The organism is Candidatus Woesearchaeota archaeon (genome assembly GCA_030651375.1).
In the GTDB taxonomy this organism is placed as follows: Archaea; Nanobdellota; Nanobdellia; order Woesearchaeales; family UBA12501; genus JAUSFM01.
In genome coordinates this window covers 68,191-84,651 of the sequence record JAUSFM010000011.1, presented here as the reverse complement: position 1 = coordinate 84,651, position 16,461 = coordinate 68,191, and the positions used below count along the sequence as shown (strand labels likewise).

Below are 16,461 nucleotides of genomic sequence, written 5' to 3'. Positions count from 1 at the left end.
GTGATCGCTATGGCAGACGACTGTATTTTTTGCAAAATTATCGCCGGAAAAATTCCCGGCTCAAAAGTCTACGAAGACTCCCACGTTATTGCCTTCTTAGACATCAATCCCGTGCATCCAGGGCATACGCTCGTCGTGCCGAAACACCACAGCGTTAATTTGTTTGATATGCCTGCCGATGACATCATCCACGTTTTTCAGGCAGCACAAAAAGTTGCAACTGCCATCAAAAAAGCGACAAACGCCGGCGGCGTGAATCTCACGATGAACAACGAGAAAGCCGCCGGTCAAATTGTGTTCCACAGCCACATCCACCTCGTGCCACGGTTTGAGCGGGACGGCCTCAAGCTGTGGCCCGGCAGAAAATACAGCGAAGGCCAGCAGGATGAGATACAAAAACGGATTGTGGGATGCCTTAAGTAAACACAGATATTTATTTTTTTTAAATTCAGATTGTCTTTTCAACCATCAGAATAAACTTTTCCGCTTTTCGTTTCATTTCCTCAAAATCTTTCTTACTGAAAAAAGCCCCGCGATATTCCGCTTTTGCTTTGTCTACAATCGCATCCTGAATTATTTGTTTATATTGGGCATATTCTGATTTTATCAGGTTTTTTTTTAATAAGGTCTTCAAATAATCGGCGTGCATCATCATGGCGCCGCGCCGTTATATTCATATATTTGAACGTGAGCGCATCGTTTGCTTTAATAATCGCATGAATTGCCATTGCTATAGCTACTGCATATTTATCATTTTGCTGGGTGGTATGGTTGGCTATGTGGCAGGCGCCTTCAAGCCATAATTTTGCCTGCTCAAAATGGTGTTTTTCCATAAAGCACCTCCATCTGTTTTTGTACTGCCGTGAGGAACTGGCTGTTTTTTTCATGCTGTATTTCCCGTTTGGTCATTATAGTTACCGCAACTGTTTTGTTTACTCCTGAAGAAATCTGTGCTGCAGCACGATGTATCTCTTCTTCTTGTTGTTGGTTGTGTTTTTCGAGCACGACAAGGATATCAATATCACTCTCGGGTGTTATCGTTCCTTGTACGCTTGAGCCATATAAAATAATGCTAACGCTTGATTTTGGCTGTATCTTTGCTACAAATCGTGCAGCAATTTTTCGTGCTACTCGTTGTTCCAAATTCAAGATGTGCTGTAATTCTTCTCGGAGTGGGGATTCTTGTACCAGTTCGTAGAGGATATCTTTCTTGTTTATTTTAAAGCTCTTGAGCAATCCATGGTGTGTGAGTCCCCGCAGTGTCCTAAAAACCGTTGCGTGCGGCATGGCCGTTGTTTCTTCAAGTGCAGAACAACTCCACTGCCGCTGGGGATATTCAAATAGCGTTTTTACTATCTCCCTTCGGTTCTCCGATTCAAGCACATAGGACGCTATATTGGTTCTCATGGTGAACTAATCAGTTCATTAGATGAACTTATATTTAAAGGCTTCTTTTTTTTCTCTTTTCTTTTTCCAAAACCACAATCATTTTAAATCCCACATTCTTAATCTTATTTGGTGATAGTATGCCTGTAGTAACTCGAGGAACAATTCTTACCCGGCGGCTGGTCGCAACTGGTTCTGGCGCGCCACAATTTACTGACTCCAACCATCGCGTCTATACAAAACGCTATGAAGGCATGCTCAAACCCATCGGCGGTGACCCGATACCCTACCTCTCCACCTCCAAACTCAATGTCGGCGATATGGTTCGCTTTTCCGGCACGAAACGCGCGACGAATGTGCAGCGGTTCCGTACCCTTAACTAACTCGTTCAACCATTTTTATTTTTACATACCAGATCCACCGGGTGGCAGCATGAACAAAGCAGTATACATTATGTTCCTTACTTTCTTTCTCACCGCATGCTCTGCACCGCCGAAAAATCTCAGTTTTGTCCATGTTGTTCCAACCTATCAGGAAGTTGCGGTTGGCTATGAAGAATTTGTTCCTTCTGTACCTCAGGTTGTGCCAGTACGGTATCAACATCCATCACCACCCACCGACATCAGACCTCAAGCTCCCAATCCCCGGCCTCTCGCTGATGCAGGCAGCCCCTGTTTTCAAGAAGATTCTTGCCTCGGCTTTTGCCTTGCGTATCACTCCAATGCAACACAGGGATTTTGCTCTGACACTCGCAGGCCGGAGGGATGCTGGCAGTACCTGCTTGCCCGCAATGTGACCACCTTGATTTGTGAATAAGTCAATAAACTTTATATATTCCCCTTCTCTGTATCGTTCTATTTTAAAAAAGGTGATTTCATGGCTGAACGTCGAGATGAACGAAACGATGGGCGCTTTGCGCGTACTCTTCTTATTATTGTTGGGGTTGTTGCCGTAATTGGGCTTTCAAACTCGGGCTTTTTCAGCGCAGCAAGCAATGGCATGACTGACATTTCAGGCAATGTCGCCTACGCGGATGCGCTTCCAAAAATAGCATACACTGGTCCAACAGATGCACCGGAAGTTCGTCCAGCACCGACTTCTCCGGTTCGCCAACCCCAACCAACTTCTCCATTGCGGCCATCAGAAGACAGCACGAGTTGCACCGGCGGTGATGCAGGCGGCTATGCTTTACAGGCTTCATGTGTAACTGCAACCGGCGGTCGTTGCATAATAGATACACATGCACCGCGCAAAGGTCTCTGGAAGAATGATAAAGATAACGATGGAACGTCTGGCTGTGCAGATTCTGACTGCCGGAACATCGGCGGCGCTGATATCCTCTGCGCTTAATCTTTTTCTTTCCTCTTTTATTTTTATGTATTTTTATTCTGTCTTTTCTTTTTTCTTCGTTCATCCCTCCAAAAAAACAAACTTTATAAACAGAAACACCTCTGTTTAGGTATTCAATTAAAAGAGTGTGATACCATGGATGAACAACGCTTTGGATTGCTTCTCGTACTTATTATAGCCAGTGTTGGCTTAGTTGGCTTGTTTGGTGGCAGCATTACCGGCAACCTGATCAGAATTGACCGGGGCCTTCTCGATACTAATTCATTATACGAACGATGGAGTTCGAACTGTGACAAAGAAGTACAGAACTACAACGAGCTCTGTGGCGAAACCATCAGTGGTTCAGGCGTGCAGAAAGTTCCTAACAAGGCACGATGCACCATGCTCCGGTCAAAAATGGTTTCTGCGTGCGAGAACAAAGATGCATACGCCAAGCGCCTCGCCCTACCGACCGGCGCAGCAGTTGCTGATGTAGGTGCAGATGCTGAATCTGACGTCGGCGGAACAACCGTTGCAGGCTTTCCGCTCAGCGCCGTTGTCGTGGTCGGCATTGGTGGCTTATTCCTTTATTTCAGAAGGAGACAAACGAGGTGAACAAACATGGAATCAAGATACCTGTTAACGATTGTTGCAATCGTTGCACTGCTTAGTCTTAGCATGATGTTCTCACAGGCAGGAAAATCGCCGGTAGGACAAGGTGCAGCGACCGTGAGTCAGAGCACGATGGAGCGTATTGATACCTGTACAAATGACCACATGGAAGAAGCAGGTGGCGACCAAGGAAAAGCGGCGCGCTACTGTGAGTGTGTGGTGCTGTACAGCGGCAGAAATGAGTGCCTGAAATATCTTGCAGCAGAATAAATTTATTTTTTTTATACCTTTCTTTTTTTATCTCTTTTTCTTTTGCTGTTTTCTCATTCAGAGAACCGTTTGCTTACTGCGTACGTTTTCTTTTTTGTTTACTCTTTTTGCTTAATACACTTCATCAAAGTCGTAATAGCGCCGATCAGTGAAGTCGTGCTCCTTTGATTCCTCTACAAAATCATAGTCGTTGCTGTTTCTCATGTCCTTCATTACATCTTCTTTTTTTCCCTTTGCCATAGCGCACCCCCTAAGGGGGAATGGTACACTATCTGCTCTTAATAAAATTCCGGATATAGAATATATACTTACCTGCTTGAATCTGCTTGCCGCTCAAGTTCGAGCTTCTTGGTAATCGCGATTGACTGGCCGCTCATGTTGTACGCGTTCACAATCTCGTCAGTGAGCGAGTCAACCATAGACTTTTTGGTGTTGAAGCTGCGGTGGAACGAGCCCTGGGCAAATATGCGCAGTGCAAAATCAACGCGACGCTGGGGCGAGCATTCAACCGCCTTCGGATAGCGTGCTCCACCATATTCAATCGTGATTGTTTCTTCGCGCGGCGCGGCGTTTTCAATCGCCTTGACCAGCACTTCAATAGGATTCTTGCCCGTGCGCTGCTCAACTTTTTCCAGCGTGTGCTTCATCAGGTTTGACGCTGTTGCGTATTTTCCCGTGAGCCGGCCGGACGATTTGAAATGCTTCTTTGACTTGTGGCCGGAAACCGTGAGCTTGTTCATGAACCGCTCGACGATAAAGACTTTTGATTTGTAGAAACGGAATCCCATATATCTGCCGGCGCTTCGCGGGACAACGCGCGGCTGGAGTGATATATACTCTTTGAGGCCGGGGTCTTCCACAGTGATGCCCGTGGTGGGCCATTTGTTGAATGCCAATATCTCTACCATAGGTATCTTGACAAAGAGGGGGTTTATAAAGATAACGGTTTTCAGCAGCAGAAGGCCATTATTGATGTATCACGATGCTTCTTCAACTGCAATGGCGCGGTTCCAGAACCACGTAAACGCCATGATAACAATCAGGGAAACAACCACTGACTCAACGGTATAGAGCACTGCGGTTTTCACCAGCACCGTGCCAAGCATACCCTGGTGGCGGAAATAAAAAAATACAATGCCCATCATGATGAGTGTCATGAGGCCAAAATTCCGAAGCACGAGATCCATATACTCTTTTTAGTGTTTCTGGTTAATAAATGTTTTTAAACTGGTGTGTGCTGCATTAATCGGTGTCCGTGTGTTTTACACCAACAAAAACAACAACAAAAGAAACAGATTGCAAGGGGCGAATTATCAAAGCAAGATACCGATGTAGCGGCACATCCACCTGTCACTTCAAGGGCGAAAATGTGGCGCCACATCTTCGCCGCGCGAGAAAAACAGAATGTGCGGGCAGCATTCGCATCCTTGCTCTGTTCTTGCCCGTTTTGCGAAATTCGTTTTGTATTAGTCGAAGTGTTATCCTCACCATAAACCCCAAGCCAAAAATTAATTCAAAACCCGTTTCGTGATGGCCGAATCGTTCGTTACCTGCCCTGCATTCCAAACTCAAAATCGTTGCTCATCGTTCATCAGGCAGTAATATTTTTAAAGCCGCTCTTGTCTCTAACCCCCACATGAAAGCCGCGAAAGCCGCCAAAAAATCTGATGCAGGGCCAAGCCCGTTTGCCCTTCCGGGATATGCGCCGACCACGCTCGAGCCCGCAGTGCTGCAGTTCTGGAACAAGCACAAGACCTATCCATCCCTCAAAAAAAAATTGTCAAAAGGGCATGATGCATTCTATTTCCTTGACGGGCCGCCGTACACCTCCGGCAAGGTGCACCTCGGCACGGCGTGGAATAAATCACTCAAAGACGCCGTGCTGCGATACAAGCGCATGCAGGGATTCAATGTCTGGGACCGCGCGGGCTATGACATGCACGGCCTTCCGACAGAACACGCAACCGAAAAAAAGCTCGGCATCAAAGGCAAGCAGGGCATTGAAAAAATCGGCGTGAAAAAATTCATTGCCGAATGCGCCAAGCTCTGCGTTGAAAACATGCACGTCATGAATCAGGATTTCATCCGGCTCGGCGCATGGATGGATTTCAAAAATCCCTACCAATCCATCACCAAAGAGTACATTGAAGGCGTGTGGTGGCTCGTCAAAAAAGCGCACGACGCTGGCCGGCTCTACGAAGGCAAGCGCAGCATGACGTGGTGCAGCACCTGCGCAACCGCGGTTGCAAAACACGAGCTCGAATACAAAACCCTTACTGACCCGTCGCTCTTCATCAAGTTTCCCATTGTTGGCACGGAAAAAAAATTCCTCATCATCTGGACCACCACACCGTGGACCATTCCATTCAATCTTGCGGTCATGGTGAATCCTGACTTTGAATACGTCACGGTAAAAATTCTCGACGGCAAAGAACAGGGAGAACAGTGGGTGCTCGCCAAAAACCTCGCTGCACCCGTGCTCGGCATGGTCGCGAATCGGAAATACAAGATTGTTGAGGAATATGCCGGCGAAAAACTTGAAGGCACAAAATATGTCCATCCATTCCTTAAGGATATTCCATTTTTCAGTGAGTTCGAACATCCCAAGCTTCACACCGTGCTGTTGGGCAGTGAGTACGTGGCGCTTGATGCCGGCTCCGGGCTGGTGCACTGCGCGCCCGGATGCGGAGCAGAGGACTATGAAGTCGGCCATCTCAATGGGTTGCCGGCGTTCAATCATATTACCGAGCAAGCTGTTTTTGAAAACATGGGCCGCTTCAATGGTCTCATTGCAAAAAAAGACGATGCTGTTTTTGTCGATGCCATTGAAAAAACTGGCCTGCTGGTTGCCGCCGGAAACATTGACCACGAGTACCCCCAATGCGAACGCTGCCATACGTCGGTGGTGTACCGTTCCACAAAACAATGGTTCTTCAAAGTCGAGGACCTCAAGGAAAAAATGATTGCGGAAAACAAAAAAATTAAGTGGGTTCCTGAGTCTGCATTCAACGCGTTCAATTCATGGCTGACGCACCTGCGCGACAATTCAATTACCAAACAGCGTTACTGGGGCACACCCGTGCCGATATGGCGGTGCGACGATTGTGAAAATTATCTTGTCATTGAAACGGTCAAGGAACTCGAAAAACACGCAAAAAAGAAAGTCAAAGAGCTGCACAAGCCCGACATTGACTTAGTCACCATCAAATGCCCGTGTGGGGGCACCAAAAAAAGGATTCCTGACATTCTTGACGTCTGGGTTGATGCCGGATGCGCTGCATGGAACTGCATTGATTTTCCAGCGTCGAAAAAAAACTTTTCCTTGTTTCCCGCTGAATTTATTCTCGAAGGAAAAGACCAGATTCGCGGCTGGTTCAACCTGCTCATGGTCTCGTCTATGATTGCGTTCGGAAAGCCCTCATTCAAAGCGTGCTACATGCACGGCTTTGTGCAGGACGCGCTTGGCAGGAAAATGTCAAAGAGCCTCGGCAATGTTATCTCGCCGGCAGAAGTGGTTGACCAGTACGGCGCTGACACGTTCCGGTATTACACTATCGGCAGCTGCCCGCCGGCAACCGACCTGAAGTACAACTTCGATGACATCAAGCTCAAATACAAAAATCTCATTGTGCTCTGGAACCTGCACAAATACATCATCGACCTCAGCACCACTGCGGACATTGCGCCGCAGGACATCAGCGAAAAGCGGATTCGCGCGGTGTTTTCCGTCGAGGAAAAATATATGCTTTCGAAACTGCATGCTGCCATCAAAAAAGCAACCGATGCATTTGACGGCTACCTGCTGAATGAGGTGCCGTGGATTGTTGAAGATTTATTCCTTGAGCTTTCGCGAACCTACATCCAGCTGGTGCGGGACAAGTCAAGCGTCGGCACCGACACAGAAAAACAGGCGGTACTGCTCGTGCTTTCTGATACGCTGCGCGTCTGCCTGAAACTCTTTGCACCCATTGCCCCCTTTGTATCTGAAGCGCTGTACCAGAACCTTCGCACGGCGTTTGGCGCTGCGTGGTCAAAAGAAGAAAGTATCCACCACACGGCATGGCCGGTGTACGACAAAAAGCTCATTGATTCCGCGCTTGAAGAACAGGTGACTACCGCAAAAACAATTATCCAATCAATTCTTGCTGCGCGCGAAAAAGCAAGCCTCGGCGTGCGCTGGCCGGTTGCAGCTGTTTCAGTTGTTTCATCACAGCAGACGGTGCGTGATGCAGGCGCTGCGTTGCATTCCCTGATTAAAACACACACCAATGTGAAGATTGTTTCATTCAGCGACCATTTGCAGGGCGTCAAGTTGAAAGTCAAAGGTGACTACAAAAAACTTGGCCCGGCATTCGGAAACAAAGCCGCTGAAATAATTGCCAAACTTTCCATTGACAGCCCCGAGACCGTCCTCTCCCACATCGAAAAAGAAGGCAAGCACCGCATCAAGGTTGGCAGCGAAGAAATTGCAATCACACGCGACCAGATAACCATTGAGCGCGAGCTTCCGGCGCATCTCATTGCTGCTGAATTCCGCGGCGGCACACTCTATCTCGACACAAGGCGCACGCCTGAACTGGATGCTGAAGGATTTGCCCGTGAGCTCACCCGCCGGATTCAGGCGCTGCGCAAGAACGCCGGCCTTGAAAAGCGTGACACTATCACTATTTTTGTGAAAACAACCGAGGAAATGGCACGTGGGCTTGGGCCATGGAGCAAACAGCTCGCTGAAAAAATTGGCGCGTCAAGCATCAAAATTTCTGCCCACGAACCAAACAATGACCACGCCCACAAAAGTGTTGAGAAAATCAAGGACGTCACGTTTGAAGTCGGGTTTGATCGAGTGTAATATCTTAATCCTCCACTCTTTACTATATTCTACCACTCTTTTATCCTCAATCCACCACAACAATATTAATAAATCCTTACCCTTTCTGCTCTTTTAATAGTTTTCAACTAGTTTTCATACACAGGGTGATGGACGTGAAGGAATGGGAGCAGGAAGCAGAAGGGTCAACCGACCGAGACGCCATTCAGCGCGTTGTTTCTAAAACACTTGAAACAGCAAATCAGGTAGAAAAGACACAGCCCGACATCCGCAAGTTCGGCAAGCTCGTGCCCACGCTTATCGAGCGTGGCATTGAAGGCATTAATCTTTCTATGTTTGACGATACCACTAAACAGGCAATTCTGACTGAAGTTGGCGATGAATGCCTGCGCAAGGGAAAAATCAACGACGCCGTCAAGGCGTACGTTTTTGCCGGCTCCCGCGATCGGCTTGTTGCCCTGGGAGAAAATTACGAGAGCATGGGCATGTACTCAAATGCCATTGACATGTACGTCTATGCCAAGGCAAAAGAGCGCCTTGAAGTTATCGGCGACAAGTGCATCCGCGACGCAAAATTTTCTGACGCAATCAAGGCCCTCAACCACTCCGGCAACCGGAAAAAACTGCTCGATGTGGGCGACGAATGCATGAAGCGCGCCAAGTGGGACTTTGCCCTCGAAATTTTCAGCATTCTCGGCAACAAACAGAAACTCAACGAGCTCGGCGATATGTGCTGCACCAGCAGCCAGCTGTTTGGCTATGCGTGCCGTGCCTACGAGCTTGCCGGCGACAAAGAACGTTTGAGCAGGCTGGCAGATCTCTGCCTGCGCGAAGGGCTTATCAACACGGCCTACAAAACCTACGCAACTGCCGACAATACAGCGATGGTGGCGTTCATCAAGGAGAATTTTATGAAAGGCCAGCAGATGTGATTGTTTTTACCTCATTTGTGTGTATCCGCGTCCACTATCATCACGGTCTGTACTAAAGAAATCTTTATAAATCTCTCTCGAATTGTCCTATCCATGCTTTCTCATCTGCAAACCCGCGCTGAAACCATTGGTACGGTCCTTGGCTTTAGTTCAGGCATTCTTCTTAGCGTTGCTGTGATTTTTGTTTACACACTCCTTTTTCGCTTTATGTTTTTGATGCTCATCAGCATCTGGGGGGCTCTCTTTATTGCTGGTCTTGCTTTGTGGTGGTGGCTTCAATGATGCTCTCTTTCAAGACGTCTGTTTGGCGCGGTGTAAAAAAAGGATTTTCAAATTACGGACACCTTCTTTCTCTTCCGGTTACTATCCTCTTGTTGGTCCTTGTTTATTTCATTGGCTTCGGAATTACTGCGCTCGTTGCGCGAATTGTTGGTAAACATTTTCTTGTGCAGCGTTTCCCTCCAGACACCAAATCATTCTGGTCTGACTTGAATCTCAAAACACAAAAGCGCGAGCAGTATTATCGACAATTCTAGGGCGGAGAAATCGTATGGTCACGCACACGTACATTCTTGGCATCAGCTGTTTTTACCACGATTCCTCGGCAGCGCTGCTGAAGGACGGCGTCATTGTTGCTGCGGCAGAAGAAGAGCGTTTCACGCGAAAAAAACACGACGCCTCTTTCCCTATCAATGCAATCAATTTTTGCCTCGATAGCGAAAAGATTTCAATACATGACATCTCATATATTGGCTTTTATGAGAAGCCGTTTCTCAAACTTGAGCGGTACCTGTTCCAGTTGCTTGAGACCTTTCCGTTGAGCATGAAGATTTTTATTCAGTCGCTTCCCTCATGGCTGCATGAAAAACTCCATGTGCCAAAACTGCTCCGAAAGAAACTTGGCTACCGCGGCTCGATTTTTTTTCTTGAACACCATCTTGCGCACGCTGCCAGCGCTTTTTTGGTGAGCCCGTTCAAAGACGCTGCAATTGTGACCATCGATGGCGTTGGTGAATGGACGACAACAGCGTATGGCGTTGGAAACGATAAGGACATTCATCTTCTGAAAGAAATTCGTTTTCCCCATTCGCTTGGTCTTTTGTATTCAACTATCACTGCATATCTTGGCTTTAGTGTCAACAATTCCGAGTACAAGATTATGGGATTAAGCCCCTACGGTACCTCCGACCCGCAAAAAAATCCGTACTATCAAAAACTCAAGCAGGTCATTGACATCCACGAGGATGGTAGTTATCAGCTTGATCTTTCGTATTTTCAGTTCCATTATTCGAATAGAATGCCGTCAAAAAAACTATGCGCACTGCTCGGTGGGCCGGTGCGAAAGCAGGAATCAGCGCTCATCCAACGGCACAAAGACATTGCTGCGGCGCTTCAGCTGATTACTGAAGAAGTTATGTTCAAAATTCTTCGCCATGTGCATTCAGTTGTTAAAAAAGATGCCGTGGTGCTTGCTGGCGGCGTTGCGCTGAACAGCGTATGCAATGGAAAAATTCTTCGGAACACGCCCTTCAAACAGCTCTGGATACAGCCAAATTCAAGTGACGGCGGCACCAGCATTGGCGCTGCGGCCTACGTCTATCACGCTCTGCTCCGGAAAAAGCGGGCATTTGTCCAGACGCATGCCTATCTTGGCCCGGCATTTACTTCAGCCAACATCAAACAGTTTCTCGACTCAAACAAGGTTCAGTACCAATCCTTTGCGGACACTGACAAACTTATTGCAACCACTGCTCAGCTCCTTGCCAAGAACAATGTCATTGGCTGGTTTCAAGGGCACATGGAATGGGGGCCGCGTGCACTCGGTGCGCGAAGCATTCTTTCAAACCCGTGCCATAAAAGCATGAAGCGTATTCTCAATGAAAAAGTCAAGCACCGCGAGGGCTTCAGGCCGTTTGCACCAGTTGTGTGTGCTGAAGATGCACCGGCGTACTTTGACTGCGACGTGCCCCTTTCACCTGCCACTGATTTCATGCTGATGGTGTATCCTATCAAAAAAGAATGGCAGGCGCGCCTTCCCGCAGTGACGCATGTTGATGGCAGCGGACGCCTTCAGACAATTCGGCGAGAACAGAATCCTCTCTACTATGATCTTATCAAATCATTTGGGGCAATTTCTGGCGTTCCCATTTTGGTGAACACCTCATTCAATATTCGCGGCGAGCCCATTGTCTGCACGCCGCAAGACGCATACACATGTATGATGGGAACCGGCATTGATTATCTCGTTATGGATACGTTTCTGATTAAACGGACAGACAATCCGCAGGATATGTGGGACAGCGAGAAACAGGCGAAGGATTGATGTCGAATTAATCAGCGTTGGATTCGTAACATTAATAAATCCCTGTTTTTATTCTCATTTCAATGAACCGTTCTTTCCTTGGCGAACTCTGGGATTTTCTGAAAGTTCGAAAAGTCTGGTGGCTGACACCCATCCTTATCATGTTGGTTCTTCTCAGTGCTCTTATTGTGATGAGCCAAACAACGGTTATCTCGTCAATGATCTATCCACTGTTATGAGAGAGTAGCTTGAGTGCGTCAAGTTTTTTTGCGACATACTGCGCTGAAACAGCAGCGCCAACCGGCGACCAATGATCGTCAGTTTTAAAATAAAACGTATTCTCATATTTTTCTGCAATCGGTAACAGGTCAATGTACGGAATATCGTACCGTTCTGCTGTACCATCAAGGAATACATTTTTTCTTGGCGCTCCAAAAAGATTCTCTTCATTTTTTGTTCGCATATACTCCAATTCCTCGGGCAGGTTCTTTGCCTGTTTCACTCCTTCAACAATTCGCTGCCGAAACCGAGTCTGAGCTTGGTACACACTAGGAATATTTATCAGGACAAACTGTGCATTCGCCTTTTTGACTTCGTAGTTGAAGGTTCCGATAATTGCCGAAACTTGAGGTATCATCTCCTGCATCTTCGGCCTTTTTTTCATTTCAAGCCTAATCAACTGGTCGTCCATAAGTGCTACTTTTGATACCAATCGATTAAATTCAGAATCTTTTTCTTCTTTTGCTGATTGCCTATGCGCAATTGTGCGGTCTGCAAAGCTGAACAGGTGCGAATGGGCGAGAAAGAACCGTTTATGCCACGACGGATGCGGAATAGGGACATTCTGTTCATTAAAAAAAAGAGCAAATGGCTGTTGGTTATCCTTTGTTTTCTCTCCCTCAAATACCTGGCGCGCCGTTGCGAACTCTGCTTTCTGTTCGCTGACCTTCATAACCGGCCGGGGGTAATTGGTTTCTGATGAAATAAAAGAATCAGTAACATCATTTTGATAAAAAAGATACAGTGCAACGTCAAACTCATATTTCTTTCCTTCAGTAAAATATGTTAAATAGCTTTGTTGCGTTCCATAGGAACCCATGCCAAAGGGTATAACCTCGATGGCCGGCGGGTTTTTATATTTTTGTTTGAGAATTTTTTCTATTTCTTCCTGAAGTTTTACCTGAAATGTTTGAGTATCATCCAGCATATCAGCAAGAATAAATGAGTCCCCAAACAGAAGAATACGGGTCGTATTTTGCGGTTTTTTATACGCATATTCCTGTTTTGTTCGCTGTCCTTTGTTGTTGGTTGTTATTTTTATTTTTTTGTTGGTGTCCGGCTGGTAAAGGCATCCTTGGAGGTTGGGCCGTGTGGTGTGGCCAAGAAGGTTGTCAGACATACTCAATCTGCCAATTCCTTGTGGGTGGGCAGGGGTGCATTTGTCGTACAATGGCTGCGGGGCAAAAATCCGAAAGCCAGCTTCTAATAGCATAAAGCACAGAACAAGAGTCATACAGAAAAGCACACTATTCTTTGCTATCTTCTTTTTCTTGATTACAATCTGCATGGTGCGTTGTCACCTCGTATCCTTCACTTTTGCACGTTCCTTCAGTAGTCCCTGTTCGTCAAGTTGTTCAGCAACGTATGCTGCTGACACTTCAACCCCTCGAGGCGACCAATGGTTGTCAGTCCTATGGTAAAATTTATTTTGGTGTTCATACGCCAGCTTCGTTAGGTCAACATACGGTATGCTGTTGTTTGCCGCAGTTTCGTTTAACACATAATTTGCCATACGTTTTTCTCTCGATGGGAAATCAGTAATCCGGTCAGCAATAATTTTCAAATAGGCATCTTGGACTTGGTGCACGCTGGGAATGTTAACGAGTGCGAATGCTGACGTATTATGTTTAACCGCCTGTGAAAAATGCCCTATAAGGAATGAGAGTTGCTTGGCCGCAGAAACAAACCGTGCTCCATCATCTCCTTCTTTCTCAAATTGTTTTAGCAAATCCGCGTTTAATGTGCTCATCTCTTTGAACAAGAGGCCTATCTCTTCCTCTGAACTTTTTTTATTTCTCATCTCTCGTATGTTGTTCATAAATACCATCAAATGGGAATGCGAAAGAAAGAACCGTTTATACCACCGCGGTGTTGTTTTTGGCTGGCGGTAATCATCCATGAAATACGGAAACATTTTATTTCCACTTTCATTTCTTATTTCACTTACCACCTCTTCTGCCGAAGAAATATGGGCGGCCATGGTGCCGTTCTCTTCCCTAAACGCAACCCACGGACGTGGATACTGCGCCTTCTCATCAAAGAGGTCAGTAAAATCATTCTGGTAAAAAAGAAAGAGGACAAGATCAGCAGCATACTTTTTTCCTTCTGAAGTATACCGAAGGTAGCTTTGCTGTGGACCATATGCCCCGACGCCAAAAGGTATAATCTCTACTTGGGTTGTATCGTTTCCTCGCTCCTGCAGGATTTTTTTTATTTCGTTTTCGAGTTGTGCAGAAAATGTTTCTTCATCAGCAAGGTTTGCGCTCCAGACAAATGAATCACCAAATACCAGTATCCGGAGCGTATTTGCCGGTTTCGTGTAGTTAAATTCCCGGTTTGCGCGAAGGCCTTTGTTGTTCGTGTGGATGATTATTTTTTTGTTCGTGTCCGGCTGGTGTAGGCACCATGTTCCATTTTGTCGGGGAACATGTCCAAGCAACGCATCAGAAATAAACAGCGGGTGTGGCCAATCCGGATGGTCGGGATTGCACTCGTCAAACAGCGGCTGTGGATAGAACAGGCGAAACCCAACTTCCACCATGACCAAGCAAACAACAAGAGAAATCAAGAACAAGAAACTATTCTTTGCTATCCTCTTTTTGTGGATTACAAACCACATGGTCGGTCCCTCTTTATTTCTTATCCCTTCACATTCCCAATCGGCTTGAGCAGCGCCACTTTTGTTGACACACCGCTCTCATGCATTGTTTCAATGACATCAGAAATGTTTTTGTATGCAAGCCCTGCTTCTTCGGCGAGGCCAGACATGGATACTGCCTTGACATAAATGCCGTGTTTTTCCATGTCTTTCTGCAGCTGTTCTCCCCGAACTGTTTTTTTTGCCTTGGCGCGCGACATGGTTCTGCCAGCGCCGTGGCATGTGCTGCCGAAGGTTTCCTGCTCTGCTTTTTTTGTTCCAACAAGAATATATGATCCGGTTTCCATGGAGCCGCCGATGAGCACGGGCTGGCCGACTTTTCTGTACAGCTCCGGAATTTCTTCCCTGCCCGGGCCGAAACAGCGCGTTGCGCCCTTGCGATGGACAAGGAGCTTTGTTTTTTTGCCGTCAATAATGTGGTCTTCCAGCTTGGCAATGTTGTGCGCTACATCATATACTAAATGCATACCCAGTTCTTCTGCGCTCTTGCCAAATACTTTCGAAAAACATTCCCGCACGCGGTGCATGATAACCTGCCGGTTGCAGAACGCGAGGTTTGCGGCGCAGGCCATGGCTGCGTAATAGTCCTGCCCTTCTTTTGTTTTGAATGGCGCGCAGGCAAGTTCTCGGTCAGGAATCGTGATGCCGTATCGTGGCATCGCGTCAGCAAAAATTTTGAGGTAATCCGTTGCAACCTGATGGCCAAATCCCCTGCTGCCGCAGTGAATCATGACACAGATTTGGTTTTCGTTGGTGATGCCAAATTTTTCTGCGACCTTTTTGTCGAATATTTCCTTGACATACTGGATTTCAAGATAATGATTGCCACTGCCCAGCGTGCCAATCTGCTCGTATCCACGAGCGATGGCGCGGTCGGTAATTTTTGAGGCGTCCGCACTTTTGATGCAGCCGTTTTCTTCAATGCGCTCGATGTCTTCTTTCCAGCCAAAGCCGTGCTCAACTGCCCATACTGCGCCTCGGGTGACGAGCTCCTTGAACTCTTCCTTGGTTGGCTTGATGAATCCCTTGCAGCCGACGCCGCAGGGCACGCGCTCAAAAAGATGATTGACGAGCTCTTTTATTTTTGGCTGGACTTCTTCAAGGGTGAGATTTGTTCTGACCACGCGTACGCCGCAGTTGATGTCAAAACCAATTCCACCCGGGCTGATGATACCATTTTCCGGGTCAAATGCCGCAACACCGCCAATGGGAAATCCGTAGCCCCAATGGCCGTCAGGCATGCAGTACGCGTAATTTTTAATGCCGGGCAGGCACGCGACGTTGGTGACTTGGTCAAACACGCCGGCGTCCATCTGGTCCAACAATTTTTTTGTGGCGAAAATTCGAGCAGGAACGAGCATTCCTTTCTTGTAGCTGGTTGGAATTTCCCAGACTTCGTCGGAGATTTTGGTAATGCAGGACGGAGGCCCTGCGGGGTGGTCGTGTTCAGATTCAGGAGCCATAGGCGACTGGTTTTTATGATGGTTTTTAAATGTTGCTACCACAAACTTTATTAACGCACTTCTTTTTATCATTCGTGGTGATAGGTGTGACCGAACTGCTTTTTGGCGATTCATTAAAATGGCTTCTTATTGGTATTCTCGGCCTGCTGGTGCTCTTTGTGCTGGTGCAGATTTTCTACCGCTACCTTGTTATCCTTGCAAAAAAAATAAAGGCAGCCATGCTCGGCCATGCGCAGCGTACGCCCCCTGATTTGGCACAAAAATATTCCCATGCCCATGACCCTGCCATGCTGAAGCGGCGCGCGATGGAAGACCAGTTGCTTCCAAAATATGGGAACAAAAAGACAGAACACATGCTCACAAAATTAATAAACAAAAAACAGCACACAAAAAAATAGGTG

At 47.0% G+C, this 16,461-nt stretch carries 21 protein-coding genes; 13 read left to right on the top strand and 8 right to left on the bottom strand.

The window, feature by feature from the left end:
• The first annotated feature begins 9 nt into the window (after positions 1–9).
• Positions 10–423 (top strand): HIT family protein, encoded by a 414-nt coding sequence (locus Q7R76_03865; GenBank protein MDO8642696.1) that lies wholly within the window; start codon positions 10–12, stop codon positions 421–423.
• Between the two features lie 158 nt (positions 424–581).
• Here the strand turns inward: Q7R76_03865 and Q7R76_03860 are convergent, their stop codons facing one another.
• Positions 582–833 (bottom strand): hypothetical protein, encoded by a 252-nt coding sequence (locus tag Q7R76_03860; GenBank protein ID MDO8642695.1) that lies wholly within the window; start codon positions 831–833, stop codon positions 582–584.
• Complete coding sequence (locus tag Q7R76_03855; protein ID MDO8642694.1) at positions 814–1,407, bottom strand: nucleotidyltransferase domain-containing protein; 594 nt, start codon at positions 1,405–1,407, stop codon at positions 814–816. The genes Q7R76_03860 and Q7R76_03855 overlap by 20 nt, the downstream gene beginning before the upstream one ends.
• A gap of 119 nt (positions 1,408–1,526) precedes the next feature.
• Between Q7R76_03855 and Q7R76_03850 the strand changes: the two genes are divergently transcribed.
• From Q7R76_03850 to Q7R76_03830, 5 genes are all read left to right on the top strand, one after another.
• Positions 1,527–1,769, top strand: a complete 243-nt coding sequence (locus Q7R76_03850; GenBank protein MDO8642693.1) for a hypothetical protein — start codon at positions 1,527–1,529, stop codon at positions 1,767–1,769.
• A 49-nt stretch (positions 1,770–1,818) separates the two neighbouring features.
• Positions 1,819–2,202 (top strand): hypothetical protein, encoded by a 384-nt coding sequence (locus Q7R76_03845; GenBank protein ID MDO8642692.1) that lies wholly within the window; start codon positions 1,819–1,821, stop codon positions 2,200–2,202.
• A 60-nt stretch (positions 2,203–2,262) separates the two neighbouring features.
• Positions 2,263–2,736, top strand: a complete 474-nt coding sequence (locus tag Q7R76_03840) for a hypothetical protein (GenBank protein ID MDO8642691.1) — start codon at positions 2,263–2,265, stop codon at positions 2,734–2,736.
• Positions 2,737–2,871: 135 nt separating this feature from the next.
• Positions 2,872–3,330 carry a hypothetical protein gene (locus Q7R76_03835; GenBank protein MDO8642690.1) on the top strand — a complete coding sequence of 153 codons (459 nt, stop codon included), beginning with the start codon at positions 2,872–2,874 and terminating at the stop codon, positions 3,328–3,330.
• A gap of 6 nt (positions 3,331–3,336) precedes the next feature.
• Entirely contained in the window at positions 3,337–3,597 is a 261-nt protein-coding gene (locus tag Q7R76_03830; protein ID MDO8642689.1) for a hypothetical protein, read from the top strand.
• Positions 3,598–3,708: 111 nt separating this feature from the next.
• Here the strand turns inward: Q7R76_03830 and Q7R76_03825 are convergent, their stop codons facing one another.
• From Q7R76_03825 to Q7R76_03815, 3 genes are all read right to left on the bottom strand, one after another.
• Positions 3,709–3,837 carry a hypothetical protein gene (locus Q7R76_03825; GenBank protein MDO8642688.1) on the bottom strand — a complete coding sequence of 43 codons (129 nt, stop codon included), beginning with the start codon at positions 3,835–3,837 and terminating at the stop codon, positions 3,709–3,711.
• Between the two features lie 68 nt (positions 3,838–3,905).
• Complete coding sequence (gene rpsG / locus Q7R76_03820; GenBank protein ID MDO8642687.1) at positions 3,906–4,505, bottom strand: 30S ribosomal protein S7; 600 nt, start codon at positions 4,503–4,505, stop codon at positions 3,906–3,908.
• 69 nt (positions 4,506–4,574) lie between these two features.
• Positions 4,575–4,784, bottom strand: a complete 210-nt coding sequence (locus Q7R76_03815) for a hypothetical protein (GenBank protein ID MDO8642686.1) — start codon at positions 4,782–4,784, stop codon at positions 4,575–4,577.
• Positions 4,785–5,233: 449 nt separating this feature from the next.
• Between Q7R76_03815 and ileS the strand changes: the two genes are divergently transcribed.
• The 6 genes from ileS to Q7R76_03785 all read left to right on the top strand — a co-directional run bounded on the left by ileS (position 5,234) and on the right by Q7R76_03785 (position 11,898).
• Positions 5,234–8,446, top strand: a complete 3,213-nt coding sequence (gene ileS / locus Q7R76_03810; GenBank protein ID MDO8642685.1) for an isoleucine--tRNA ligase — start codon at positions 5,234–5,236, stop codon at positions 8,444–8,446.
• Between the two features lie 128 nt (positions 8,447–8,574).
• Positions 8,575–9,357, top strand: a complete 783-nt coding sequence (locus Q7R76_03805; GenBank protein ID MDO8642684.1) for a hypothetical protein — start codon at positions 8,575–8,577, stop codon at positions 9,355–9,357.
• A gap of 93 nt (positions 9,358–9,450) precedes the next feature.
• Positions 9,451–9,639, top strand: a complete 189-nt coding sequence (locus tag Q7R76_03800) for a hypothetical protein (GenBank protein MDO8642683.1) — start codon at positions 9,451–9,453, stop codon at positions 9,637–9,639.
• Positions 9,636–9,893 (top strand): hypothetical protein, encoded by a 258-nt coding sequence (locus tag Q7R76_03795; GenBank protein ID MDO8642682.1) that lies wholly within the window; start codon positions 9,636–9,638, stop codon positions 9,891–9,893. Before Q7R76_03800 ends, Q7R76_03795 begins: the two co-directional genes overlap by 4 nt.
• A 14-nt stretch (positions 9,894–9,907) precedes the next feature.
• Positions 9,908–11,680: a carbamoyltransferase gene (locus Q7R76_03790; protein ID MDO8642681.1), complete on the top strand. Its 1,773-nt coding sequence runs from the start codon at positions 9,908–9,910 to the stop codon at positions 11,678–11,680.
• A 62-nt stretch (positions 11,681–11,742) separates the two neighbouring features.
• Positions 11,743–11,898, top strand: coding sequence for a DUF5989 family protein (locus Q7R76_03785; GenBank protein ID MDO8642680.1), 156 nt, complete (start codon positions 11,743–11,745; stop codon positions 11,896–11,898).
• Here Q7R76_03785 and Q7R76_03780 read toward each other — a convergent pair.
• From Q7R76_03780 to Q7R76_03770, 3 genes are read right to left on the bottom strand one after another with little or no spacing between them, the layout of a single operon-like run.
• Positions 11,883–13,226 (bottom strand): hypothetical protein, encoded by a 1,344-nt coding sequence (locus Q7R76_03780; protein MDO8642679.1) that lies wholly within the window; start codon positions 13,224–13,226, stop codon positions 11,883–11,885. The two genes, Q7R76_03785 and Q7R76_03780, sit on opposite strands and share 16 nt — an antisense overlap.
• A gap of 9 nt (positions 13,227–13,235) precedes the next feature.
• Positions 13,236–14,558: a hypothetical protein gene (locus Q7R76_03775; GenBank protein ID MDO8642678.1), complete on the bottom strand. Its 1,323-nt coding sequence runs from the start codon at positions 14,556–14,558 to the stop codon at positions 13,236–13,238.
• Positions 14,559–14,578: 20 nt separating this feature from the next.
• The gene (locus Q7R76_03770; protein ID MDO8642677.1) at positions 14,579–16,060 is read right to left on the bottom strand and encodes an RtcB family protein; all 1,482 of its coding nucleotides are present in this window, start codon (positions 16,058–16,060) and stop codon (positions 14,579–14,581) included.
• Positions 16,061–16,137: 77 nt separating this feature from the next.
• Between Q7R76_03770 and Q7R76_03765 the strand changes: the two genes are divergently transcribed.
• Complete coding sequence (locus Q7R76_03765; protein ID MDO8642676.1) at positions 16,138–16,458, top strand: hypothetical protein; 321 nt, start codon at positions 16,138–16,140, stop codon at positions 16,456–16,458.
• Positions 16,459–16,461: the final 3 nt, after the last annotated feature.